Origin of the sequence: Micromonospora sp. WMMD964, assembly GCF_029581455.1 — a bacterium.
Classification (GTDB): domain Bacteria; phylum Actinomycetota; class Actinomycetes; order Mycobacteriales; family Micromonosporaceae; genus Micromonospora.
On the sequence record NZ_CP120860.1, the window covers coordinates 3,896,402 to 3,919,676 of the forward strand.

At 71.6% G+C, this 23,275-nt stretch carries 24 protein-coding genes and 1 pseudogene; 19 read left to right on the forward strand and 6 right to left on the reverse strand.

Translation table 11 applies throughout. The features are described 5' to 3' along the window. The first annotated feature begins 7 nt into the window (after positions 1-7). Genes O7616_RS17835 through O7616_RS17865 form a run of 7 tightly spaced genes read left to right on the forward strand, consistent with a single transcriptional unit; the run spans position 8 to position 5,336 of the window. Complete coding sequence (locus tag O7616_RS17835) at positions 8-754, forward strand: CoA-transferase (protein WP_348773883.1); 747 nt, start codon at positions 8-10, stop codon at positions 752-754. Continuing rightward, a complete protein-coding gene (pcaH, locus tag O7616_RS17840; RefSeq protein ID WP_282303037.1) occupies positions 751-1,500 on the forward strand; it encodes a protocatechuate 3,4-dioxygenase subunit beta in 750 nt (249 codons plus the stop codon). Before O7616_RS17835 ends, pcaH begins: the two co-directional genes overlap by 4 nt. Beyond that, a complete protein-coding gene (pcaG, locus tag O7616_RS17845) occupies positions 1,493-2,065 on the forward strand; it encodes a protocatechuate 3,4-dioxygenase subunit alpha (protein ID WP_282303038.1) in 573 nt (190 codons plus the stop codon). The genes pcaH and pcaG overlap by 8 nt, the downstream gene beginning before the upstream one ends. Next, positions 2,040-3,380, forward strand: a complete 1,341-nt coding sequence (gene pcaB, locus O7616_RS17850) for a 3-carboxy-cis,cis-muconate cycloisomerase (protein ID WP_282303040.1) — start codon at positions 2,040-2,042, stop codon at positions 3,378-3,380. The genes pcaG and pcaB overlap by 26 nt, the downstream gene beginning before the upstream one ends. After that, positions 3,377-4,156 carry a 3-oxoadipate enol-lactonase gene (gene pcaD / locus O7616_RS17855; RefSeq protein WP_282303041.1) on the forward strand — a complete coding sequence of 260 codons (780 nt, stop codon included), beginning with the start codon at positions 3,377-3,379 and terminating at the stop codon, positions 4,154-4,156. Before pcaB ends, pcaD begins: the two co-directional genes overlap by 4 nt. Then, the gene (gene pcaC, locus O7616_RS17860; protein WP_282260282.1) at positions 4,153-4,533 is read left to right on the forward strand and encodes a 4-carboxymuconolactone decarboxylase; all 381 of its coding nucleotides are present in this window, start codon (positions 4,153-4,155) and stop codon (positions 4,531-4,533) included. Before pcaD ends, pcaC begins: the two co-directional genes overlap by 4 nt. Next, complete coding sequence (locus O7616_RS17865) at positions 4,530-5,336, forward strand: IclR family transcriptional regulator (protein WP_282260281.1); 807 nt, start codon at positions 4,530-4,532, stop codon at positions 5,334-5,336. Before pcaC ends, O7616_RS17865 begins: the two co-directional genes overlap by 4 nt. Here the strand turns inward: O7616_RS17865 and O7616_RS17870 are convergent. From O7616_RS17870 to O7616_RS17880, 3 genes are all read right to left on the reverse strand, one after another. Beyond that, positions 5,327-6,703, reverse strand: coding sequence for a permease prefix domain 1-containing protein (locus O7616_RS17870; protein ID WP_282303042.1), 1,377 nt, complete (start codon positions 6,701-6,703; stop codon positions 5,327-5,329). The genes O7616_RS17865 and O7616_RS17870 overlap by 10 nt on opposite strands. Next, positions 6,700-7,065, reverse strand: coding sequence for a PadR family transcriptional regulator (locus tag O7616_RS17875; protein ID WP_282303043.1), 366 nt, complete (start codon positions 7,063-7,065; stop codon positions 6,700-6,702). Before O7616_RS17875 ends, O7616_RS17870 begins: the two co-directional genes overlap by 4 nt. A 159-nt stretch (positions 7,066-7,224) precedes the next feature. Then, positions 7,225-7,968, reverse strand: coding sequence for an SDR family oxidoreductase (locus O7616_RS17880; protein WP_282303044.1), 744 nt, complete (start codon positions 7,966-7,968; stop codon positions 7,225-7,227). 157 nt (positions 7,969-8,125) lie between these two features. On the opposite strand from O7616_RS17880, the gene O7616_RS17885 reads away from it, so the two are divergent. From O7616_RS17885 to O7616_RS17895, 3 genes are all read left to right on the forward strand, one after another. Next, on the forward strand, positions 8,126-9,454 hold the full coding sequence (locus O7616_RS17885; protein WP_282303045.1) for an SWIM zinc finger family protein: 1,329 nt from the start codon (positions 8,126-8,128) through the stop codon (positions 9,452-9,454). Positions 9,455-9,587: 133 nt separating this feature from the next. Next, positions 9,588-10,157 carry a sigma-70 family RNA polymerase sigma factor gene (locus O7616_RS17890; protein ID WP_282260278.1) on the forward strand — a complete coding sequence of 190 codons (570 nt, stop codon included), beginning with the start codon at positions 9,588-9,590 and terminating at the stop codon, positions 10,155-10,157. A gap of 18 nt (positions 10,158-10,175) precedes the next feature. Beyond that, the gene (locus O7616_RS17895; RefSeq protein ID WP_282303046.1) at positions 10,176-11,147 is read left to right on the forward strand and encodes a CU044_5270 family protein; all 972 of its coding nucleotides are present in this window, start codon (positions 10,176-10,178) and stop codon (positions 11,145-11,147) included. Positions 11,148-11,203: 56 nt separating this feature from the next. Here the strand turns inward: O7616_RS17895 and O7616_RS17900 are convergent, their stop codons facing one another. Next, positions 11,204-12,280, reverse strand: coding sequence for an SMP-30/gluconolactonase/LRE family protein (locus O7616_RS17900; protein ID WP_282303047.1), 1,077 nt, complete (start codon positions 12,278-12,280; stop codon positions 11,204-11,206). Positions 12,281-12,438: 158 nt separating this feature from the next. Here O7616_RS17900 and O7616_RS17905 point away from each other — a divergent pair. From O7616_RS17905 to O7616_RS17925, 5 genes and pseudogenes are all read left to right on the forward strand, one after another. Beyond that, positions 12,439-13,609, forward strand: a pseudogene (locus tag O7616_RS17905) (aminotransferase class I/II-fold pyridoxal phosphate-dependent enzyme). 127 nt (positions 13,610-13,736) lie between these two features. Beyond that, a complete protein-coding gene (locus tag O7616_RS17910; protein ID WP_282303048.1) occupies positions 13,737-14,411 on the forward strand; it encodes an HNH endonuclease family protein in 675 nt (224 codons plus the stop codon). A 78-nt stretch (positions 14,412-14,489) separates the two neighbouring features. Continuing rightward, complete coding sequence (locus O7616_RS17915) at positions 14,490-15,332, forward strand: helix-turn-helix domain-containing protein (RefSeq protein ID WP_348773822.1); 843 nt, start codon at positions 14,490-14,492, stop codon at positions 15,330-15,332. Between the two features lie 178 nt (positions 15,333-15,510). Continuing rightward, complete coding sequence (locus O7616_RS17920; RefSeq protein ID WP_348773884.1) at positions 15,511-16,416, forward strand: alpha/beta hydrolase; 906 nt, start codon at positions 15,511-15,513, stop codon at positions 16,414-16,416. Positions 16,417-16,421: 5 nt separating this feature from the next. Beyond that, a complete protein-coding gene (locus O7616_RS17925; RefSeq protein WP_282303050.1) occupies positions 16,422-16,778 on the forward strand; it encodes a DNA polymerase ligase N-terminal domain-containing protein in 357 nt (118 codons plus the stop codon). Between the two features lie 32 nt (positions 16,779-16,810). On the opposite strand, the gene O7616_RS17930 is transcribed toward O7616_RS17925, so the two are convergent. Beyond that, on the reverse strand, positions 16,811-17,530 hold the full coding sequence (locus O7616_RS17930) for a VOC family protein (RefSeq protein ID WP_282303051.1): 720 nt from the start codon (positions 17,528-17,530) through the stop codon (positions 16,811-16,813). Positions 17,531-17,608: 78 nt separating this feature from the next. Here O7616_RS17930 and O7616_RS17935 point away from each other — a divergent pair, with 78 nt between their 5' ends. Further along, positions 17,609-18,349, forward strand: a complete 741-nt coding sequence (locus O7616_RS17935; RefSeq protein ID WP_282303052.1) for a TMEM175 family protein — start codon at positions 17,609-17,611, stop codon at positions 18,347-18,349. Between the two features lie 140 nt (positions 18,350-18,489). Then, on the forward strand, positions 18,490-18,780 hold the full coding sequence (locus O7616_RS17940) for a hypothetical protein (RefSeq protein WP_282303053.1): 291 nt from the start codon (positions 18,490-18,492) through the stop codon (positions 18,778-18,780). On the opposite strand, the gene O7616_RS17945 is transcribed toward O7616_RS17940, so the two are convergent. Next, complete coding sequence (locus O7616_RS17945; protein ID WP_282303054.1) at positions 18,693-20,042, reverse strand: alpha/beta hydrolase-fold protein; 1,350 nt, start codon at positions 20,040-20,042, stop codon at positions 18,693-18,695. The genes O7616_RS17940 and O7616_RS17945 overlap by 88 nt on opposite strands. Before the next feature lie 509 nt (positions 20,043-20,551). On the opposite strand from O7616_RS17945, the gene O7616_RS17950 reads away from it, so the two are divergent. Both O7616_RS17950 and O7616_RS17955 read left to right on the forward strand, forming a co-directional pair. Then, positions 20,552-21,322: an ABC transporter ATP-binding protein gene (locus tag O7616_RS17950; RefSeq protein ID WP_282303055.1), complete on the forward strand. Its 771-nt coding sequence runs from the start codon at positions 20,552-20,554 to the stop codon at positions 21,320-21,322. Next, on the forward strand, positions 21,307-23,268 hold the full coding sequence (locus O7616_RS17955; RefSeq protein WP_282303056.1) for a hypothetical protein: 1,962 nt from the start codon (positions 21,307-21,309) through the stop codon (positions 23,266-23,268). The genes O7616_RS17950 and O7616_RS17955 overlap by 16 nt, the downstream gene beginning before the upstream one ends. Positions 23,269-23,275: the final 7 nt, after the last annotated feature.

Here is a 23,275-nt window from a genome sequence, read left to right on the forward strand (position 1 = left end):
CGACGAGATGATGACCGTCGCCGCCGCCCGCCAACTGCGCGACGGCACCGCCTGCTTCGTCGGGATCGGGTTGCCCAGCACCGCCGCGAACCTGGCCCGGGCCACCCACGCCCCGAACCTGGTGCTCATCTACGAATCCGGGTGCCTCGGCGCGAAGCCGGACCGGCTCCCGCTGTCCATCGGCGACGGGGTCCTCGCCGACACGGCGGACGCGGTGGTCCCGGTGCCCGAGGTGTTCAACTACTGGCTCCAGCCCGGCCGGATCGACGTGGGCTTCCTCGGCGCCGCCCAACTCGACCGGTACGGCAACATCAACACCACTGTCGTCGGAGGTGACTACGACGCCCCGAAGGTCCGGCTGCCCGGCGCCGGTGGCGCCCCCGAGATCGCCGCCTCCTGCGGTGAGGTCGTGGTGATCGTCCGGCAGGACCTCCGGACGTTCACCGAACGGGTCGACTTCGTCACCTCGGTCGGGTACGGGACGGGCCCCGGCGACCGGGAGCGACTCGGCCTACGCGGCGGAGGCCCCCGAGTGGTGATCACCGACCTCGGCGTCCTCGAACCCGATCCGGTCACCTGCGAACTCACCCTGACCCGCCTGCACCCCGGCGTGACGCGGGAGCAGGCGCGGGCGGCCACCGGGTGGGACCTCGCCGTCGCCGAGGGGCTGACCACGGGCGAGCCGCCGACCGCGCGGGAACTCGCGGTGCTGCGGGCGCTGGAGGCGACGAAGGCTGACGGGAGACGACCATGACCACCCAGGACACCCCGGTCGCTGGCGGCCTGGTGCTACCGAGCTACCGGCGCGACGACGTCGACGCCCACCCGCCCCTGCTCAGTCCCGGCTACAAGTCGACTGTGGCGCGGGCGCCGAAACACCCACTCGTCCACCTGCCGCAGCGGCTGACCGAGGTCACCGGGCCGTTGCTGGGGGAGGGGCGGCTCGGCGACCTCGACCACGACCTGACCCGCCAGCACGACGGTGAGCCGCAGGGACAGCGGATCATCGTGCACGGCCGGGTCCGCGACGGTGACGGGCGACCCGTGCCCCGCACGCTCGTCGAGATCTGGCAGGCCAACGCCGCCGGCCGCTACCGCGACGCCCGGGACACCTGGCCGGCGCCGCTCGACCCCAACTTCGAAGGGGTGGGCCGGGCGCTCACCGACGACCAGGGGCGGTACCGGTTCGTCACCGTGCAACCCGGCGCGTACCCCTGGCGCAACCACGACAACGCGTGGCGGCCGGCGCACATCCACTTCTCCCTCTTCGGCCGGGCGTTCACCCAGCGGCTGGTGACCCAGATGTACTTCCCGGGCGACCCGCTCTTCTTCCAGGACCCGATCTTCAACTCGGTACGCGACCCGAAGGCCCGCGAACGGATGGTCGCCCGGTACGACCACGCCGGCACCGCACCCGAGTGGGCGCTGGCGTACGAGTTCGACATCGTGCTGCGCGGCCGGGAGAGCACCCCCTTCGAGGACGGGGACGACGATGAGTGAGCGGTTGGGCGTCATGCCCGCGCAGACCGTCGGGCCGTACCTGAACATCGGTCTGCGCTGGCCCGACGGTCCGTACGTCGTGCCCGAGACCACGCCGGGAGGGTTCTGGATCAGGGGGCGGATCTTCGACGGCACCGGGACACCGGTGGTCGACGCGATGGTGGAGAGCTGGCAGGCCGACCCGGACGGCCGGTTCGACCACCCGGACGACCCGCGCGGCGCCCGCCCACCCGCGCTCGCGGGCTTTCGCGGCTTCGGGCGCAGCGAGACCGACGGGCAGGGGTGGTACCGCCTGTGGACCGTCAAGCCGGGCGCGTTGCCCGCGCCGGAGGGGGGCACCGAAGCGCCCCACCTGACCCTGTCGGTGTTCGGGCGAGGGCTGCTGCACCGCCTCGTCACCCGGCTCTACTTCCCCGACGAGTCGGCGGCCAACGCCGTCGACCCGGTGCTGCGCAGCGTCGACGCCGACCGCCGGGACACCCTGCTGGCGAAACCCGCGACGGACGGGATCCGGTTCGACATCCACCTGCAGGGCGACCGTGAGACAGTCTTCTTCGCCGTCTGACGGGCTGCTCGGCGGCGTCTCCGGCGCCCCGGACGTCGACACCGAACTCGGCGACCCGTCGGTGCTCCAGGCGATGCTCGACGTGGAGGCGGCCCTCGCCCGGGCGGCGGCGGACGTCGGCGTCCTACCCGCCCCGGCGGCCGAGGCGATCGTCGAGTGCTGTCGGGCCGACCGGTACGACCCGGGGGCGCTCGGCCGGGCGGCCGACGAAGCGGGCAACCCGGTCGTCCCGCTCGTGCGCGAGCTGACCGCCGCCGTAGCCGAGCACGCCCGGGGTTGGGTGCACTTCGGCGCGACCAGCCAGGACGTCCTGGACACCGCGTTGGTCCTGGTGTCCGTACGGGCGCTCGGGCCGCTGCTGCGGCACCTCGACGCCGGGGTGGACGCGGCCGCCCGGCTGGCCGACGCGCACCGCGACACCGTGCTGGTCGCCCGCACCCTCGGGCAGCAGGCGGCACCCACCACGTTCGGGCTCAAGGCCGCCGGTTGGCTGACCGGTCTGGTCGAGGCCCGGGACCGACTGCGTCAGGCCCACGCCGCCCAACCGGCGCAGCTCGGCGGGGCGGTCGGCACCCTGGCCGCGTTCGGCCCGGCCGGCGCGCGGGTCGTCGAGCGGTTCGCCGCGCACCTCGGCCTCCCGTCGTGCCCGCTGCCCTGGCACACCCGCCGACAGCCCTGGCTCGACCTGGCCACCGCCCTCGGCGGGCTCCTGGTGAACACCGGCAAGGTGGCGCTCGACGTGGGCCTGCTCGCCCAGAACGAGATCGGCGAGGTCGCCGAGGGCGGGACCGGCCGCGGCGGCTCCTCGGCCATGCCGCACAAGCGCAACCCGGTGGACTCGATCCTCGTCACCGCCGCGGCGCGCCGCGGCCCGGGTCTCGTCGCCACAGTGTTCGCCGCGGCGGTGCAGGAGCACGAGCGGGCCGCCGGCGCCTGGCACGCCGAGTGGGAGCCCCTGCTCGATCTGCTGCACGTGGCCGGTGGCGCCGCCGCCCGCTGCGCCCGGATGCTGGGCGGGTTGCGGGTCCACCCGCAGCGGATGCGGGAGAACCTCGACGCGACCGGCGGCCTGGTGCTCGCCGAGGCCGTCGCCGCGCGACTGGCCCCTGTCGTCGGTCGCGGCGTCGCCCACGACCTGGTGACCCGCGCCGCCGCCGGACCCTCGTTCCGCGCCGCGCTGCTCGCCGACCCGGCGATCCGCGCCCACCTGTCCGAGGCCGAGATAGACGAGGCGCTCGACCCGTACCGCTGGCTCGGCTCGGCCGACCGGTTCGTCGACCACGCCCTGGCCGCCGCCCGGGGAGCGGACCGGTGACCCCCCGGTTGCACCTCGCCGTCGACGGCCCGGCCGACGCGCCGACGCTGCTGCTCGGCAGCTCCCTCGGCACCGCCGCCGCGATGTGGGAGCCGCAGATCCCGGCGCTCGCCGAGCGGTTCCGGGTCGTCCGGTACGACCACCTGGGCCACGGCCGCTCGGCGACGCCGCCCGGGCCGTACACGATGGATCTTCTGGGCCGGGAGCTGCTGCGGACGCTGGACGACCTGGACGTGCCGTGGGTCCACTACGCGGGGTTGTCGCTCGGCGGCATGGTGGGCATGTGGCTCGCCGCGCACGCGCCCCACCGGGTGCGGAGGATGGTGCTGCTCTGCACGTCGGCGTCGCTCGGCCCGCCCGAGCAGTGGCACGAGCGGGCGGCGACGGTACGGGCCGCCGGTCTGCCGACGATCGCCGACGCGGTGGTGGCCCGCTGGTTCACCCCGGCCTTCGCCACCGCCCGGCCGGACGTGGTCGCCGCGCACCGCGCCATGCTGACCGCGACACCCCCGGACGGCTACGCCGCCTGCTGCGAGGCGATCGCCGCGATGGACCTCCGACCCGACCTCGGCCGGATCACCGCGCCGACGCTCGTCGTCGCGGGGGCGGACGACCCGGCCACCCCGGTCGAGCACGCCCGCGAGATCGCCGGGAGCATCGCGGGGGCCCGACTGGCGGTGGTCGGCGCGGCGGCGCACCTGGCCAACGTCGAGCAACCCGAGCAGGTGAGCCGACTCCTGCTGGAACACCTGCACGAGGAACCCGGTGAGAGATGAACGACAGCGAGCGGCACGAGACGGGCATGACGGTACGCCGACAGGTGTTGGGCGACGCCCACGTGGACCGCGCCATCGACGGCACCGACGAGTTCACCGCCGACTTCCAGGACTTCATCACCCGCTACGCCTGGGGTGAGGTGTGGAACCGCCCGGGCCTCGACCGGCGTACCCGGAGCTGCATCACCCTCGCCGTGCTCGCCACCCTGCACCACGACGAGGAGTTGGCGATGCACGTCCGAGCGGCGCTGCGCAACGGGTTGAGCCCGGCGGAGGTGGCGGAGGTCCTGCTCCAGGTCGGCGTCTACGCTGGCGTACCGGCGGCGAACCGGGCGTTCAAGGTGGCCCGGGAGACCCTGCGACAGGAGGCCGGGTGAGCGTGAGCGAGGACGCGGCGAGGTCGCCGGAGTTCGTCCAGTCACTGGAACGCGGCCTCGCGGTGATCCGGGCGTTCGACGCCGAACACCCGCAGCTCACCCTCAGTGAGGTGGCCCGCAGGACCGGGCTGACCCGGGCCGCGGCGCGCCGGTTCCTGCTCACCCTCGTCGAGTTGGGCTACGTGCACACCGACGGCCGGCTCTTCTCGCTGCGCGCGCGGATCCTCGAACTCGGCTACGCGTACCTGTCGGGTCTGAGCCTGCCCGAGCTGGCCCGGCGGCACATGGAGGCGCTGGTCGCGCAGGTGCACGAGTCCTGCTCGGTGTCGGTGCTCGACGGCGACGAGGTGGTCTACGTGGCCCGCGTACCCACCAAACGGATCATGACGGTGGGGATCAGCGTCGGCACCCGCTTCCCCGCCTACGCCACCTCGATGGGCCGGGTGCTGCTCGCCGCGCAACCGGTGGACTGGTTGGACGACTACCTCGCCACGGCGGAGCTGCGGCAGCTGACCCGACGCACCGTCACCGACCCGGCGAAGCTGCGCGCCGCCCTGACGAAGATCGCCGCACAGGGGTACGCCATCGTGGACCAGGAGCTGGAGGAGGGGCTGCGGTCGGTGGCCGCACCGATCCACGGCGAGAACGGGTCGGTGATCGCCGCGGTGAACGTCTCCGCGCACGCCAGCCGAGGGTCCTTCGAGATGATCCGTCGGGAACTGCTCCCGCCGCTGCTGGTCGCCGCGAGGCGGATCGAGGAGGACGTCCGGGGCGGCCCGAGCCACCGCGCCGGTCAGGCGTAGCCGAACAGCGGGGGGAAGACCAGGACCACGAACCACGCCCACCCGGCGTACACCGGAAGGTAGCCGGTCTGCCATCGTTCGAGGGCCGCGAACGGCGCGCGTCGGCGGATGAAGGTCAGCAGGAGCCACGCCGACCACGCGAGGTTGACCAGCAGGACGACGTTCTCGCCGAGCGCGGCGGCCCGGTTGGGAGTGCTGCCGTAGTCGTCGGTGATGCGTCCGGTGATCTCCACCAGCACGAGCACGTCGATGGCCAACGCGCTGACCACGAGCGCGAGCTGGAGTTTGTCGAACGGGCCGGGCGGGGCCAGCGGATCACGGGCCGACAGCGAGTAGAGCAGCAACCCGAGCACCACGACCAGCAGCAGGTCGAACAGGATCAGGGTCTCGCGTTCGACGTCGATGCCGTGGCTGGTCCAGACGACGGCGACGAGGAACGCGAGGAGGGCGGCCGTGAAGAGCGGGGTGAACAGTCGGGTGAGGACCGGGGCGATGTTCTCCACGACGCTCTGCTTGGCCTCGACGAGCCACCCCGCCACGACGACGGCTGCCGCCGCACCGCAGGGCAGGAGCCACTGCGAGACGAACTCCTGCGGGGCGATTCCGATCGCCGCGAACGTGTTGAACAGGAACGCCGAGAGGACGCCGCCGCCGAGGGCCATGAGCACGAAGTAGATGAACCACTCCCCGGTGAAGCGGATGAAGTCCATCCGCCGACGTGACGACCGCCAGTCGTCGGCGACGTAGGCCAGACCGACCACGAGCCACAGGGCGATGGGCAGGTGGATGCTGGTGACGACCAGGGACTGCGAGTCACCCGCCAGCGGGTAGACGTTGGCCGCCACGGCACCGAGAGCGAACAGCGCCACCAGGATCACGATCACCGACTGGCGGGCGCTGCGCCGCCAGGCCAGGAACGCCGCCAGCCAGGGCAGCGCGAACAGGGTGAAGTTCCGCGCGTAGAACGAGCCGTCGTCGTCGAAGCCCAACCCGAACAGCGCGGGGAGCTTCACCGACACCACCGCGCCCGCCGCGCAGGCGAGCATCGCCCACAGGTCCCGCCGGGAACGCGTGCCGGCGGCCGGGCTGCTCGGGTCGCCGGTCAGCACCAACTGCTTCCACAGCCGTTCCGAGTGCTCCCGGGCGAACTCGCGGGAGAGCTCGTCGAGGCTGCCCATCCGTTTGACCGCGACCAGGAACGCCTCGTCCGGGCTCAGCCCTCTCGCGACGAGTTCGTCGACGGAGCCGCGGAGGTGGTCTTCCAGCTCGTCGGCGTCCGTCGGTTGCAGCTCCCGGCGGCGGAGCACGTAGCGGCGCCACTGCTCGAACTGCGCCTCCAGCTCCTGCTGCCCGTCGTGGTCGGTCATGCGAGGCCCTCCAGTGGGTCCACAGTCAGTGGCACCCGGTCATGCCAGATCTCCTTCAACGCGCCCACCACGGTGTCCCACTGCCGGCGCTGCTCGGCCAGCTCGGCCCGGCCCTTCTCGGTGATGCGGTAGTACTTGCGCCTGCGCTCGCCGGTGACCGACTGCCAGCTCGACTCCACATGACCGAGGCGCTCGAGCCGGTGCAGCAACGGGTACAGCAGCCCTTCGGTCCAGTCCAGCTCACCCCCGGACAGCTCGTTGATCCGTTTGAGGATGGCGTAGCCGTAGCTCTCACCCTCGGTCAGGATGCCGAGCACCATCGGCGTGGCCGAGGCGGCCACCAGATCCTTCGCGACCTTCACCAGACGTCACCCCCGCTCTCAACCCTAGTAGTACGAGGCATAGTACTGCTAGGTATTGGCGTGACACAACGGCCGGTGGGGCCACGGCCCGTCCCCGCTCGACAGCAGGAGGACGGGCCGTGGCCCCGGAGAGCGGACAGGACGGTGATGAGCCGACGATCAGATGGTGAAGCCACCGTCGACGTTGACGGTCGCCCCGGTGATGTAGCGCCCGTCCGGGCTGGCGAGGAAGGCCACGGTTGCCGCCACGTCACTCGGCTCCGCGAAGTGGCCGAGGGCGGTGAACCCGTTGATCGTGTCGGCGTTGGGGCCGTCGGCCGGGTTCGACTCGGTGTCGGTGGCCCCGGGGTTGACCAGATTCACGGTGATCGCCCTGCCGCCGAGTTCGCGTCCGAGCGCCTTGGTCAGGCCGATGAGTGCGGTCTTGCTCATCGCGTACAGCGCGAAGCCCGGAAACACCGTCCGCTCGGCCATGTTGCTGCCGATGGTGATGACCCGACCGCCGGCCCTCATGTGGCGTACCGCCGCCTGCGCGGCGACGAACGGCGCCCGAACGTTGACCGCGACGGTCTGTTCGAACTCCTCCAGACTCAACTGCTCCAACGGTCCGAGCAGGAACGCGCCCGCGTTGTTCACCAGGATGTCCAGCCGGCCCAGCTCACCGGCGGCCCGGTCGACAGCGGCGACCACCGCCGCCGGGTCGGCACTGTCCACCCGCATGGCCACGGCCCGCCGTCCCACTGCCTTGATCTGGTCCACCACGCCATCCGCGCGCTGCTGGTTCTGCTGGAACGTCAGTGCCACATCGGCACCCTCCTCCGCCAGGCGCAACGCCACTGCTGCGCCGATACCACGACCACCACCGGTGACCAGGGCCACCTTGCCGTCAAGTGGGTTGTTCATGACGGCAAGCCTGGTCGGCGGGAGACCATCCGTCTGGCGGCGATCGGACGTCGCGTTCCACAGAAAGTCGCGTTCCACAGAAAGGGGAGCGATCACCGGCAGAAAGGGGAGCGATCACCGGCCGTGAGTGTCGGTAGGGACTCCTACGGTGTGTCCCGTGAACGCCGTCCAGACGTACCGATATCTCCAGCCGTCGGCTCTGCGCGCCGCCGGCCTCGACCTCCAGACCAGCGGCGGCCCGTCCGCCAACCCGCGCTTCTTCTCGGGGTTCCTCACCACCCCGGCGGCGGCCGCCGCCGGCCTGCTCGCCGTGGCCGAGGTGGCCCGCACCCGATACCACCAGCCGGTCAGCCCCGCCAGCCTGGACCCGGTCGTCACCGGCAGCCGCGAACGGTTGCGCTTCGAGTCGTTCTCCGGCTGCTGCGGGGTGTACGCCCGGATGGACGTGGTCCCGTCCGGCTTCGACGGCGAGGTCGTCGGGCACGGCACCACGAACGTGGACGTCAACCCGCCGCTGCGCGAAGCGCTCGCCCGGGTCGGTGGGATCGAACCGCTGCACGTGGCGGTCGGCCCCGACGACCTCACCGTCTCCACGATGGACGGCCCCGTGGTGGAGCGGAAGGTGCCACTGCCACGCCGTTGGTTGCGCGGCTTCGCCGAGGTGCAGGTGCTCACCGCCGGCTTCGAACCGCGCGCCGAGATCCCGGCCGCCGAGGCGGTGGCGTTCCTGCGTCGGCTGCCCGGCGCCCGTGACCGCTCGGTGCTCTGGGCGGTGCCCGCCGGGCGTACCCTCCGACTGACCTCGCGGCCGGTGCCCGGCGCCGTCTGCCTGGCCGGCGCGGGCCGGCTCGCGGCGCTGCGCGGGCTGCTCCGACACGCGCGGAGCCTCCGGGTGTACGGGCCGACGGTGCGCCCCGGGTCGCCGGCCGTGCCGAGCACCTGGGAACTGGACACCGGTGCCCTGCGACTGTCCCTGACCCTCTCACCCGAGCCGTACCGGGGGTTCTCCGGCGAGGGGGCCGCCCTGCTCGCGCTCGCCGGTGACGAGGTGATCGACGACGCGGAGCTGGTGGGCGGGTTGCTCGCCTGGGATCCGACCGTCGACGTTTCCGCGCTGGCCGACGCGACCGGGTTGCCCGACGACCGCGTCCGCGCCGCGCTGGCCCAGCTCGGCACCGCCGGGCGGGTCGGGTTCGACGTCGCCGAGGGGGCGTACTTCCACCGCGCGATGCCCTACGACGCGGGGCGGGCCGAACGGGACAATCCCCGCCTGGTCGGCGCGCGGACGTTGGTGGAGCAGGGCGCCGTCCGCCGGGACGAGGAGCATGCCACGGTACGCAGCGGCGGCGAGGACTATCGGGTCCGCCGGCTGCCCGACGGCAGCTTCACGTGTACCTGCCACTGGTGGGCGAAGCACCGGGGCCGGCGCGGCCCGTGCAAGCACGCCCTCGCGGTCGCGATCAGGCACTTCATGGCCGCACCCTGACCCGCTGGTTCGTCCGTGTCGGTCGCGTCGGGCGGGTCCCGGCGCGCCGTCCACCCGTTCCTCCCGCGACGCGGTAACACCCGCGTCCCGACGTACGAAGAAGGGGTGTGACGGCAACCAGAGGGGACGGCCTGTGAGTGACCCCAGTCCATCCGACGACGACATCTCCGGCATCGGCGTCGATCCGGTGGCCTTCGCGGTGTTCTACCGAAGGCACGTGGAGGCGGTGAGCCGGTTCGTGGCGCGGCGGGTCGACGACCCGCACCTGGCCGCCGACCTGACCGCCGACGTGTTCCTGGCGGTGATCGAATCCGCGGCCGGCTACCGACCGGACCGGGGCAGTCAGATCGGCTGGCTGTTCGGGGTGGCCCGCAACGTCATCGGCGACGAGCGGCGTCGGGCGGCCCAACGGCTGCGGGTGTCCGGCCGCCTGGCCGGACGACGGGACCTGGGCCCGGACGACATCGCCCGCATCGAGGAACGGATCGACGCCGAGTCGGCGGCCCGGCGCACCTATCGGGCGCTGCGCGAGCTGCCCGAGGGCACCCGGACGCTCGTCGAACTCGTCGCCGTGGACGGCCTCACCGTCGCGGAGGCGGCGACCGCGCTCGGGATCTCCCCGGTCGCCGCCCGGGTCCGTCTGCACCGTGCCCGTCGCGTCGTCCGCGCCGTGCTCGCCCGCCCGGCCGCCACCCTCGCCTGATGACACGGAGATGACCCTGTGCACACCATCGATCAGCCGCCGCGCGGCTTCGAAGAACAACTCCTCACCGATCTGACGGCCCACGTCAGCCGGCGCGCCGCGGAGGCCGGGGCGACCCGTTCCCGTTCGGCCGGACGCCGTAGGCGCTTGCTTCCCGGTTGGCGTCTCGCCGGCGCGTTCGGGCTGGCCGTCGCACTGACCGCCGGTGGTCTGGTGGTCCAGACCACGAGGGTGGGCGACCGCACGCCGCCCACGGCCAGCGCCTCGGAGATCCTCCGGCTGGCCGCCGACGCCGCCCGGCAGCAGCCCGAGCTCACCGCCCGACCCGATCAGTACGTCTTCACCGAATCCGTGACGACGTTCCGGGAGGAGCCGGACAGCGGCCCGTACATCGATTCACGGGTGCGGCTGTGGCGGTCGGCCGGGGGCGTCGCGCACACGCAGAGACGACACCGACTGGAGTCCGAGCCGAACGGATGGAGCGACCTGGAGGTGCTCCGCCTGGACGATCCGGGCGACCCCACCAAGGAACTCGACGTGTTTCCGCCGCCCGCGTACCACGGTGATCTGCCCGCCGACCCGGACGAGCTGTTTCGCTACCTCTGGGACCACCCGGTCGACCTGCACCTACCCGAAGGCGCCGACGAGGAGGGCGTCTACGGGGACGAGAGCATGGTGTACACCACCGCGCGGTCGATGCTCGACGGCTACGTGCCCCCGCAGGCGTTGGCGGCGCTGTACGAACTGCTGGCCCGGGAGCCCGGCGCGGTCGTCCTGTCGGGCGGTGTGGTGGACGCCGCCGGTCGGCCGGCGGTGGCGATCCGGGTGCCCGGCAGCATCGGCGGAAACACCGACATCCTCTTCGACCGCGACACGCACGTCTACCTGGGCCGCCGCATGTCCGTGGTACGCAACGGCAAGGAGTCGCTGTACGGGGCCGGGGCGTTGATCCGGCTCGCCATCGTCGACCGGCCGGGCCAACTGCCCTGACCACGCCGGTGCCGGCGCCCGGCTCGGGGCGGGGCGGGCGCCGGTACCGGTCGGGGTCAGTACGGATAGCCGGGCACGTCGAGGCGCACGCTGTACAGGCCCGAGTCGTACCGGGGCCCCGAGGTGACGAAGAGGGTCTGCCGGTCGGGCCCGCCGAAGGCCACGTTGGTCGTGCCGGTGTTGCCGGACCGGATCGTGCCGAGCTGGACGCCCGCGGGGGAGTAGACGTGGACCAGCGAGTCGAAGCCCGACGTCCAGTACACGTTGCCGGCGCAGTCGATCGTGCCGCCGTCCGGGCCGCCGATGTAGTCGACGAAGACACTCCGGGCGCCGGTGCTGCCGTCAGGCTGCACCGCGTACTTGTAGATCTTGTTCTCCGCGTACGCCCCCACGTACAGCGCCGTCCCGTCCGGGGAGAGCGAGATGCCGTTGGGCTGGCGCAGCCGGTCGTCGACCAGCGACACCTGGCCTCCGGCGACGCGGAAGACGCTGGTGCGGCCGTTCATCTGGTCTGGCCGGTTGCCGCGCTGGAAGTTGGGGTCGGTGAAGTAGACGACGCCGTCCGAGCGGACTGCCACGTCGTTGGGCGAGTTGAACGCCCGGCCCTGGTGGTTCGCCGCGACGGTGCTGCGGGTCAGGTCGCTCAGCCGGTACGCGGAGACGCTCCGCTGGTCGTGCGTGGCCGCGATGATCTGCTGGCCGTCGGCGCTCAGCGCCAGGCCGTTGCTGCCGGAGTCGGCGAGCACGGTGTCGAAGGTCGACGGTGGGGTGAACCGGCGGATCGTGGACGGTTGGACGTTGTACGGCCCACTGCCGGCCGCCATGTCGGACACCAGCAGGTAGCCGCCGTCGGCGACCCAGACCGGCCCTTCGAGGAAGGTGAATCCACTCCGGATCTTCGTCGCGGTCAGGGAACTCGTCGGCAGCGGTGGCCCGTAGCCCGTGCCCGCCGGGCAGGCGCCGGGCGGAGTGCCCGGCGGGTTGGCGAGCGTCGCACCGGCTGCGGCGTGGGCGTTGACATGGACGGCGCGCGGATTGTCGGTGGGTGCTGCGACTGCCCCGGTGGGCACTGCTGCGGCGCTGAGCGCGAGGCACAGGCCGGCCAGCGAGGCCATGGTCGGACGCCAGTTCATCGAAGACTCCAATCGGCATCGGCCGGTCGTGGAGACCGGCGATCGACGGCGCGCGTGGTCGCGGGGGCGGCGCGGCGTGAGCGGGAGCCGTCCGTGCGGGCACGGCCAAGCATAGACGTAGATCAATGTCATGTCTAAATGGGGGATAGGCTCCGATCATGAGTGGTGTGCTGAGTGGTGCCCGGGACTCGACGAACCCCCTTCGCCAGCTCACGATCGGCCAGCTCCGGCAACGGACCAGCCTGAAGTGGCGGGAGTACCCCGAGGACGTGCTGCCGCTCTGGGTGGCGGAGATGGACGTGCCGCTGGCCGAACCGGTCGCGCGGGCGATCACCGACGCCGTCGCGCGGGGCGACACCGGCTACACCGCCGGCACCGCGTATCCGCAGGCGCTGGCGGAGTTCGCCCGGCGTCGGTGGGGCTGGGACGGGTTGGCGGTGGAGCGCACCGCGCTGGTGCCCGACGTGATGCACGGCGTCGTCGAGGCGTTGCGGTTGGTGACCGGTCGCGGTGGTCGTCAACTGCCCGGTCTACCCGCCGTTCTACGAGTTCGTGACGCACGCCGGCCGTCGGATCGTGGAGGCGCCGCTCGGTGAGGACCTGCGCCTCGACCTCGGGGCGCTGGAGGGCGCGTTCCGGCAGGCTCGGGCCGGTGGGAGGTCGGCCGCGTACCTGCTGTGCAGCCCGCACAACCCGACCGGTGTCCTGCACACCGCGGCCGAGTTGGCCGCCGTCGCCGGTCTCGCCGACCGACACGGGGTACGAGTCGTCGCCGACGAGATCCACGCCCCGCTGGTGACCGGGGGAGCGCGCTTCGTGCCGTACCTCTCGGTGCCCGGCGCGGAGAACGGCCTGTCACTGATGTCCGCCTCGAAGGGGTGGAACCTGGCCGGTCTGCGCGGCGCGCTGCTCGTCGCCGGCCCGGCGGCGGCGGGAGACCTCGCCCGAGTGCCGTTCGAGGCCAGTGTCAGCACCAGCCACCTCGGCGTGATCGCCCACACCGCCGCCTTCCGCGACGGCGAGACGTGGCTCGACGCCGTGTTGACCGGGCTGGACCACAACCGCCGGCTCCTCACCGCGCTGCTCGCCGAGCACCTGCCGGCCGTCGGGTATCGCCCCGGTCAAGCCACCTACCTCGCCTGGCTCGATTGTCGCGCCCTCGGCCTCGGCGACGACCCCGCGAGCGTGTTCCTCGACCGGGGACGGGTGGCGCTCAACTCCGGTACGGCCTTCGGCAGCGGTGGGGGCGGTCACGTCCGGCTGAACCTCGCCACCGCACCGGAGCTGATCACCGAGGCGGTCCGCCGGATGGCTGCCGCCGTGGCCTGACGAGGCCGAACGGTCGGCAGCCGATCCTTCTGCTCAGAAGCTGTACGACAATTCTTCAGAAGCGGATCGATCGATGGCCATGGTCGCCGTAGATGGTTGTCATCCACCCCCACGAAGGAGACCCCTGATGCCGACGACCCCATCCGCACCTCGCCGTGTCCGCGTGCTGCGGCGCGCCGCCGCGATCACCGTCAGCGCGCTCGCGATGGCCGGCCTGGCCGCCACGAACGCCCAGCCCGCGTCCGCCACCCCTCCCGGGATCCCCTCCAAGGCGACCGCGCAGTCGCAGCTCAACGCCCTGACCGTGGCGGCGCAGGGCTCGACGAGTGGCTACTCGCGGGACCTGTTCCCGCACTGGATCACGGTCAGCGGCAGCTGCAACACCCGCGAGCAGGTCCTCAAGCGCGACGGCACCTCCGTCGTCGTGGACAGTTCCTGCGCGGCCACCTCGGGTCGCTGGTACAGCCCGTACGACGGTGCCACGTGGACGGCGGCCTCCGACGTCGACATCGACCACGTGGTGCCCCTGGCGGAGGCGTGGCGCTCCGGCGCGAACTCGTGGACGACCAGCCGTCGGCAGAGCTTCGCCAACGACCTGAGCCGTCCGCAGCTGATCGCGGTGACGGACAACGTCAACCAGGCCAAGGGCGACCAGGACCCGTCCACCTGGCAGCCGCCGCTGTCGTCGTACCGGTGCACGTACAGCAAGATGTGGATCACCGTTAAGTACAACTGGGGTCTGACGTTGCAGTCGTCGGAGAAGTCCGCCCTGCAGAGCATGCTCAACACCTGTAGCTCCTGAGCACACAGTCCCCGGCGGCGCGTCCTGGTGACGCGCCGCCGAGGCCGGGCTGTGGTCGATGGGCCGTACGATCGTCACGTGCGTCCTGGTGGGCAGACTCGCGCCGGTGTGCCTCAGTGGGACATCGCCGTCCCGATGCGGCCGAGTCGGCTGGCGGGCACCACCATGGCGGGGTTCAGCGACCGGGCCAACAGTTTCGTCGACGTCGAGGTGATCCCTCACCCGGGCGTCACGATGGTCTTCGACCTCGGCGACCTTCCGCTGGTCATCGATGACGGCAACGGGCAGGAACGGCGGGGGCGTGTCGTCGCGGGGCTCGCTCCCAACCGTGTTCGCGGGCTGGGCCAGCCGGGCAGCTTCACCTGCCTTCAGGTGCGGATGTCGCCGGTGGTGGCGCACGCGGTCCTCGGTGCCGCGTCCGAGGTGAGCGGAGCTGTGCTCGACCTCGACGATCTCTGGGGAAGCGACGCCCTGCGCACCCAGGAACGGCTGCGCGCCGCCACGTCGTGGGAGGACCGGTTCGCGGTCGCCGAGGCCGCGTTGGCGCGGCGTCACGACGCGGGACGCGCGGTCGATCCGGAGGTCGCCTTCTCGTGGGGACGCATGGTGGACAGCCGAGGACGGCTGCGGATGGATCGACTGGCCGCCGAGGTCGGCTGGAGCCGTAAGCGGTTGTGGTCACGCTTCCGGTCGCAGATCGGCGTCACCCCCAAGCGGGCCGCCCAGCTCATCCGGTTCGACCACGCCGCGCATCTCCTCGCCGCCGGTCACACCCCGGCCGCGGTGGCGGCGGACAGCGGCTACGCCGACCAGTCCCACCTTCATCGGGACGTCACCACGTTCACCGGCTCGACGCCCGCGAAGGTGGCCAGGGCGCCGTTCCTCGCCGTCGACGATGTGGCGTGGCCGGTCCGGCGCTGACGCACCCTGACGCACTCGCGCAGAGCCGATGGCTGCCGGCCGGGAACATTCGTCCAAGCCACCCGAGGGCACCGACTGTGACAGTGAACTCCTAGCGTCGTCACGGCCAGGAGGACTCATGAGAACCACGGCTCCGCTCGGCACCCGTCTCCTCAGGGACACGCAGGACTGGGAAGCCATGAGTGACGACCAGGTGATCCTGGCGCGGGACAAGGCCAACCGGGCGACGACGTCCCGAGCCGCCTGGATCGTCACCGGCCGTGTCGACCGTCGCGCCCGGGTTTCGGAGCAGACGATCGAGCTTCCGGGTCGCCGTCTGGTGCTGCGCGTACACCGGCCGAAGGCCGCAGGCCGGGAGCTGCCGCTGATCGTGTCCTTCCACGGCGGGGGGTTCATCGCGGGGACGGCGGCGCAGAACGACTGGCTCAACAGCCACCTCGCGGCCCGATGCCCCGCCGTGGTGGTGTCGGTGGAATACCGCCTCGCCCCGGAGCACCCGCTGCCCCAGCCGATCGATGACGGCTACGACACCCTCGTCCGGCTCGTCGAACACGCCGTCACCTGGGGTGTCGACCCGAGCGCCGTCGCGGTCATGGGTGAGAGCGCCGGCGGCACGATCGCCGCGCTCATCGCCCAGCGCGCGGCCAAGGACGGTCCGCCGCTCGTCGCACAGGTACTGAACTACCCCGTCACCGACTGGACCGAGACCATGACCGGGTACCCGTCGATCGACGAGAACGCCGACAATCCCACACTGCCGCTGTCTCGGTTGCGCGCGGCCCGACGGTTGAGCGTCCCGTCCACCGTCGACCCGCGCGGTGTGTCACCCCTCATGACCGACACCGTCGCGGGGCTGCCACCGGCACTCGTCGTCACGGCCGCGCTCGATCCGTTGGCCGACCACGGACGACACTACGTCGAGCGACTCCGCGAGGGCGGCATCGATGCTCGCCTGACCTGCTACCCGAGGGCCGTCCACACCTTCCTGAGCATCCCCGGCCTGGTGCCCGCGGCCCGCCCGGCGCGACGGGAGATCCTGGCCTTCCTGAGACGCCACCTGCACCCGGCCCAGCGGCGAGAATAGGAAGCGTGGCAGCTGCCTTCGTCCTGCACCACCACCGCAAACCACGACCGCACTTCGACCTGCGGCTCGAGGAGGAGGGCGTGCTGCGCTCCTGGGCGGTGCCCCGTGGCCTCCCGGACACCCCCGACGACAACCGCCTCGCGATCGCCGTGCCCGACCATCATCTCGATCACCTCACCTACGAGGACGCCGACAAGTCGATCGCCGACATCGGCACGTGGGAGGAGCACGACCGGACCGACCGCCGCATGCTGTTCACGTTGCACGGCCGTGCCGGCCCACGGCGCTACGCGCTGATCCGTACCGGCGAGGGGTGGCTGCTGCACCTGACGAAGGAACAACCGTCGGACGAGCGCGGCTAGCCGGTCCGGTCGCGGTTTCCGCGGAGGTCGGCTCAGCGCAGCGCTGCGGCGAGGTCGGCGGCGGCCTCGAACGTCGACGCGGCCCGTTCGGTCTCGTCCACGGTGAGCACGACACGGTCGACGCGAGCCAGCATCTCCGCCGCGGTCTCCCGGTCGTGCAGCACCATCGCCAGTTCGGCACGGTAGACGAGGACCTGCACCTGCGTGACCGGATCGTCGTCGGGTTGTGGGTGCGCGAGTGCGCTGTCCAGGATGCGGACGGCCTGGTGGGTGTCGCCCCGGGAATCGCCCTGCACGACGGCGTTCGCCAGGGCCTTGGCGAGCCGCCCGGTGGGCGACGGCTCCGGTGACTCGGTCGCGGCCGGGTCCTGCACCACGCGGATCCAGTTGCCACCGGGGTCGATGACGCTGAACCCGCCGAGCCCGTCGTAGTTCTTGCGTGCCCGAGGCCGCGTCATCCGCGGAATGCCGGCCATCAGCACCTTGCCGTACGCGGCCCGCATGCCCGCGGCGAATGCCCGGTGCAGTTCCTCGATGTCCGGGGCGAGGACGAGGCATGAGCCGTACGACTGCTCCGGGTCGAACCCGTCGAGCTCGAAGAAGTGCAGGTGAAGGTCTTCGCGTCGCAATGCCACGTACGGGTTGGGCCTACGCTGGCGGTGCGTGCTGTGGAAGCCGAGAGCCTCGTAGAAGGTGGCGATGTCGTCGATCGACGCACAGGGCAGCAGGGGAACGGTCACCTCGTTGGTCATGGCTCATTCCTAGGCGACATCGAGGGCCTGTCGCCCATGGAAATGGCCGATCGTCGTCGGGTGCGGTCTGATCGGCGGATGCGGTCAGCCGTCATCGGCTCCCCTGGGGCCCGTCTACTGTTGAGCCGTGAAGCGCTGGAATGCGACGGCGACGGGGTTTCGCCAACGCATAATCAGGGCGTGGAGTCCGATGATGACAATCCTCGGCTGGTGCGTCAGCCGGGCCGGCTGATCTCATTCAGCGACGCGGTCTTCGCCATCGCCGTGACGCTTCTGGTGCTGGAGATCCAGCCGCCGGAGGATTTCCGGCACCTCGTTCGAGGGCTCGCCGCGCTGTGGCCGTCCTATCTGGGATACGCGTTGAGCTTCCTGCTCGTCGGGCAGGTGTGGGTCAATCACCACGTCATGTTCGACCGGGTCCGGCACGTCGACCGGCGGGTCCTGTTCCTCAACACGGTGCTGTTGATGGTCATCGCCTTCCTGCCGTTCTCCACCTCGCTGCTCGCCGACGCGATACGCGCGGACCTGGGACTTCGCACGGCGGTCGTCGTCTACGGTGCGACGCTGTGGACGGCTGCGGCCCTGTTCAACGTCATCTGGGCCCATCTTCGCCGGGCGGGACTGCTGGACCCGGGCCTCGGTTCCGCCGGCATCCGGGCCATCGGCCGACGATTCGCGCTCGCGTTGGTCTGGATCGGCTCCGGCATCCTCGTGGGCGCGTTCGTGCCGATCGCGGGCGTGGTCATCATCGCCGGATTCCTGCCCGCCTACTACCTTCCCATCCGCGGCGAGTACGGCGAGGAGAGGGAGGCGGCCTAGCGCCCGCTACGCCCTCACCACCCCGCGAAGATCCGAGCAACGTGCCGGATGTTGCTGCCTCCGACGTGCGGGAGGCAGCAACAACCCTGATGTTGCTCGGATCTCTGCGGCCGCCCGGCGGTGTCAGGGTGACCTGGGCGGTGCCCTTCTTGGCCGGGTCCACCACCGACGTCGCCACGACGGTGAGCGACGACGCGGTCTCGGCAGCGGCCACCGAGAGCAGGCCGCCGGCGGAGATGGTCGTGTCCGTCGACGTCGCACCCTCGACCGACCACGTCACCGCCGGGCTCACGCCCTGGTTGGTCGTCACCTGGGCGTCGAACTGTCTGGTCCAGGCCCAGCCCTACGTCGTGCGCGCCGTTTCCGGCGTCACCGACACCGAGTCGGCCCCGGACCACAGGTGGTCCCTGGCGAAGATGGTGAAGAGTTGACCCGCGGTCATGCCGTCGTGCGCGCCGGGGACCTGGGCCGTCGCGGCGGCGTACCCCCGGGCCCGGAAGTTGTCGGCGATGGCGTTCTGGGCGTTGAGGCTGCCCTCGAAGACGCCGTTGCCGAGGAACACGGTGAGGGGGGCGTCCCCGACCGCGGCCGCGATGGTGTCGTAGTCCTGCGCGGTGAGGGAAGGGTTGCCGGAGAAGTGTCCGTAGAACGCGAACGTGGTCGGATGGTTCTTGATGACGACCCCGCCCGTCATGCCGCCGTAGGAGAACCCGGCATAGGCCCGTCCCGTCCGCTCGGTCGAGACGTTGTACCGCTCCTCGATGAGGGGAAGGATCGTCTGGACCAGGTTGTCGGCGGCGTTCGTCTGGTTGTAGGAGGCGAAGCCGAGGCTGGTGCCGGTGAAGTGGTTGCCCATGGTGACGACCACAGTCGGTTCGATCTCACCCCGGGCCGTCATGTTGTCCAGGATGTTCGGGACGTTCGCCGGGACCATGAAGTCAGTCTCGTCACCGAAGATGCCGTGGGCGAGATACGCGACCTTGTACGGCTCTGCGCGGTCGGGGTCGTACCCGGCCGGCAGGTAGACGCCGAGGTGGTGACCGCCGTCGCCGAGAATCGTGGTGTACGGGATGTACTGGACGGTGCCGCGCCGCGACCGGTTCGCGATCGGCAGTTCGTATTCCGCGCGTTCCCGCAGCACCGGGTCGTTCTGCTTCTTGTCGTACGGCACGTGCACGGCATCGAGGACGTCGTTGTTCCGGACCCGGAACGAGGAGTCGCCCGGTGGCCGAGGATTCGTCGAGGCGGGATCCCAGATGCGCTTGTTCACCCAGCCCTGAGTGGGGTCCCAGACGCGGTACCAGTAGCTGAGACCTCCAGCGTGCAGGGGGACGGAGACCGACCAGTATCCCTTCGCGTCCCTGGTCATGTCCCTGAGGAACTCGGTGCCGCCGGCGTGGTAACGCCCCGGCTGCCAGGCTTCCGGCTGGTACCTGGTGGTGCCCGTGCCCACGTCCAGCAGGGTCAGGTCCCCGGCCAGGCGGACCTGGGTGGCGTCCGGATTGTGGTAGACGAACCGGACGGTGTATCCGGTCGGTGAGTGACGGTCCTTCTTGACGGTCGCGCCCTCCACCGCCGGGGGCTTGCCTGCGGCGGCGGCTGACGTGGGGGCGAGGACGCCCGCACCGAGTGACACGAACGCGAGCAACGAGATGGCCCGCCTGAGCCCGCGTCCTCCGATCGCTCTCCTCATCCGACCCTGCTCCTCTGTCTCGTGACGCTTCGTCTGATGCGGACCCGTTCGGGTCGCCGCCGCGCTCCGGGCGCGGCGTGCGTGCACTCGTGCCGGTGGATCCCGAGCCCGGATCCACCGCATCCTGGTCGGGACGGGTTCAGGCGAAGCGATCGTGGGTGGTGGCGCCCTCGAAGGTGGGCTCGGTCGAAGGGCTTCGTGAATCGCTAAATCGAATTAGCATCGGGAAGTCTCGCTGGCTGGACGCTGCGCTGTCAAGGGTCCGGGTGATCAGTGCGGCGACGGCGGTGAGTGCGGGACACCGGCCCGGCCGCCGGTGACCTGTGTGGAGAGTCGGTCGCCTCGGCAGGGGCACCACGCCGTGTGCACGTGGTGGGATCATTGCCGCGCGACGCCCTGGGGAGAGTGCGGACAGCTCTACTGTCGCTGCCGGAATCAGGGACCCTGCCGGGCTGTGTCCGACGCAGCCCATTCCGGTAACTGCCAGTCCACGACCTCCGGAGGTACCAGTGACGACCTCGACGCCCACGCCGGCTCTGCGGCTCATCGGGCTGTCCAAGGCATTCGGTGACAAGCGCGCCGTCGACCAGGTCGACCTGGAGGTTCCGGGCGGCTCCTTCTTCGGGCTGGTCGGCCCCAACGGGGCCGGTAAGACCACGTCACTGTCCATGGCCGTCGGGCTGCTGCGCCCGGACAGCGGTCGCGCTGAGATCTTCGGCGTCGACGTCTGGGCCGACCCGGTCCGTGCCAAGGAGTTGATCGGCGTCCTCCCCGACGGCCTCGGCATGCCGGAGCGGCTCACCGGCCGGGAGGTCCTCACCTACCTGGGCCTGCTGCGGGGCATGGCACCCGAGGCCGTCGCCGAACGCAGCCAGGAGCTGCTGGAGGTCCTCGAACTCGACCGGGCCGACAGCACCCTGGTCCTCGAATACTCGACCGGCATGCGGAAGAAGATCGGCCTGGCCACGGCGCTGCTGCACGCGCCGAAGCTGCTGGTCCTCGACGAGCCTCTGGAGGCCGTCGACCCCGTCTCGGCGGCGACGATCAAGGTGATCCTCCAGCGGTTCGTCGCCGCCGGCGGCTCGGTGGTCTTCTCCAGTCACGTCATGCCCGTCGTCGAGCAGCTCTGCGACCACGTCGCGGTCGTCACCGGCGGCCGGGTGGTCGCCTCCGGCCCGCTCGACGAGGTACGCGGCGGCAGCACCCTGGAGAACCGGTTCGTCGACCTGGTCGGCGGACAGCCGGTGAGCGCGGGGGAGCTGTCGTGGTTGGCCTCCTGATCCGGATGAAGCTGGCCGTCCTGCGGAACTCGATGACGGGGCGGCGCGCCGCCGACATGATCGGTGGCGGCGTGCTGGGTCTGGTCCTCGCCGGGGGCACGATCTGGCTCGCCGTGCACGCCTGGCCGGTCGACGGGCTGCCGCTCGACCTGGTCGGCGCGGCGTTCGCGATCTGGATGATCGGCTGGTTGTTCGGCCCGGTGCTGTTCGGTGGCGGCGACGAGACGCTGCGCCCGGAACACCTGGCGCTGCTGCCGATCCCGCCGCGCCGGCTCGCGTTCGGTCTGCTCGCGGTCGCGTTCGTCGGCGTCGCCCCGGTGGTCAGCCTGGTGGCCTTCACCGCGCTCGTCGTCGTCGCCCTTCCGGTCGGCGGTGTCGCCGTCCTGGTCGCGGTGCCGGTGGTGTTCCTCCAACTGGTGTTCGTGGTGCTCGCGTCCCGACTGGTCACCGCCGCGCTCAGCACGCTCATGCGCGCCAAGATCGGTGCGGTGCTGGCCGCCGTGATCAGCGGTGGCATCCTGGCGCTCACGCACACCGGCTGGGTGCTCAAACCCACCATCCAGTACGCCCTCACCGCCGGCTTCCCGGACGACCTGGCGGACTGGGTGCGCCGGCTGCCGTCCGGCTGGGGCATCGTCGCGGTGGAGGCCGCCGGTCGTGGTGACTGGCTGCTGGCCGCCGCCGTGCCGGCCGGGTTCGCCCTGCTCAGCGTGTTGGCGATGCTCGGTTGGTCCGCGTTGCTGGTCCGTCGGCTCAGCCACCGCAGCGCCAGCGGCCGCCCGGCCCGCGGTCGCACCGCGGTCCGGAGGGTCCGCGGTGGCGGTGTGCGAGCCGTGGTCGGTCGTGAGCTGCGCACCGCGTCGCGCGACCTGATGCGCTTCCACTACCTGGTCTTCTCGCTGGTCTACGCCCTGACGTTCTGCCTGCTGCCGCTCCTGGTCGACCTGCCGATCTTCGTGCCGTTCGTCGGTGTCGCGTTCGGCATCTGGGCCGCCGCCGTCTCCGCCAACCTGTACGGCGAGGACGGCACGGTGATCTGGCAGACCGTGCTCACCCCCGGGGCCGCCCGCCGGGACGTCCGTGGCCGCCAGTTCGCCTGGCTGCTGCTGACCGCCCCGGTGGTCGTGCTCCTCAGCGTCGTGCCCACCCTGCTCAGCGGGCAGACGTGGGCCTGGCCGTGGTTGGCCGCCCTGGTGCCGGCCCTGGTCGGCGGAGGCGCGGGCGTCATCGTGTTGATCTCGGTGCTGCGTCCGGTGCCGATGACCGATCCGCATCGGCGCAGCGGCAACCTCCTGGAGAACGGCACCGACTTCACCCAGGTGCTGCTCATGCTGGTGCTGGTCGCGGCGACCGTGGCCCCCGCCTACCTCACCGTCCGCTACGGCCCCGACTGGGCGGGCGCCGCGGTCGGACTGGTCACCGGCATCCTGCTGGCCTGGCTGTTCGGCGACCTCGCCGCGAAGCACCTGGAAGCCACCGGCCCCGACCTGCTGGCCACCATGCGGGCCGCCACCTCCCGCACGAGCAACCTCACCGGTGACGTCGACTGGGACCAGATCACGGCGTCCCTCGGCGGGGTGGATCTCGGTGAGAGCCGCCTCGGCATCGACAAGGCGTCGGCGGCTCGCCGTGCGGCCGTCTACGTGTGCTTCACCGTCTGCTGGGTCCCGCTTGTCGCACAGGGCATCGTCCCGGCCTTCCTGAAGTACACCGACCCCGGCCGCGATTCGTGGTTCGTGGCCCGCCTCGTCCCCGAGGCGCTGCACTGGCCGGTCGTCGGCGTCATGGTCCTCCTCGGCCTGGGCCTCGTCGCCGCGGGCTTCCACCAGCTCCGAACGGCCCGCGCGGAGAGCCGGCAGGCGACCGTGGACCGCGCGGGCCCTGCCGTCCCGATGTCGACAGGTCAGCCGGAGAGGATGGACGAACTGCTGCGCCGAGGGCTCTGACGCGCGG

What these genes read in the sequence shown, in the direction of transcription:
- pcaH (WP_282303037.1), top strand. Translation starts at nt 751, where the DNA reads ATGACCACCCAGGACACCCCGGTCGCTGGCGGCCTGGTGCTACCGAGC.
- O7616_RS17935 (WP_282303052.1), top strand. Translation starts at nt 17,609, where the DNA reads ATGCGGTCAGCCGTCATCGGCTCCCCTGGGGCCCGTCTACTGTTGAGC.
- O7616_RS17835 (WP_348773883.1), top strand. Translation starts at nt 8, where the DNA reads ATGATGACCGTCGCCGCCGCCCGCCAACTGCGCGACGGCACCGCCTGC.
- pcaC (WP_282260282.1), top strand. Translation starts at nt 4,153, where the DNA reads ATGAACGACAGCGAGCGGCACGAGACGGGCATGACGGTACGCCGACAG.
- O7616_RS17920 (WP_348773884.1), top strand. Translation starts at nt 15,511, where the DNA reads ATGAGTGACGACCAGGTGATCCTGGCGCGGGACAAGGCCAACCGGGCG.
- pcaG (WP_282303038.1), top strand. Translation starts at nt 1,493, where the DNA reads ATGAGTGAGCGGTTGGGCGTCATGCCCGCGCAGACCGTCGGGCCGTAC.
- O7616_RS17880 (WP_282303044.1), bottom strand. Translation starts at nt 7,968, where the DNA reads ATGAACAACCCACTTGACGGCAAGGTGGCCCTGGTCACCGGTGGTGGT.
- O7616_RS17870 (WP_282303042.1), bottom strand. Translation starts at nt 6,703, where the DNA reads ATGACCGACCACGACGGGCAGCAGGAGCTGGAGGCGCAGTTCGAGCAG.
- O7616_RS17900 (WP_282303047.1), bottom strand. Translation starts at nt 12,280, where the DNA reads ATGAACTGGCGTCCGACCATGGCCTCGCTGGCCGGCCTGTGCCTCGCG.
- O7616_RS17910 (WP_282303048.1), top strand. Translation starts at nt 13,737, where the DNA reads ATGCCGACGACCCCATCCGCACCTCGCCGTGTCCGCGTGCTGCGGCGC.
- O7616_RS17945 (WP_282303054.1), bottom strand. Translation starts at nt 20,042, where the DNA reads ATGAGGAGAGCGATCGGAGGACGCGGGCTCAGGCGGGCCATCTCGTTG.
- O7616_RS17930 (WP_282303051.1), bottom strand. Translation starts at nt 17,530, where the DNA reads ATGACCAACGAGGTGACCGTTCCCCTGCTGCCCTGTGCGTCGATCGAC.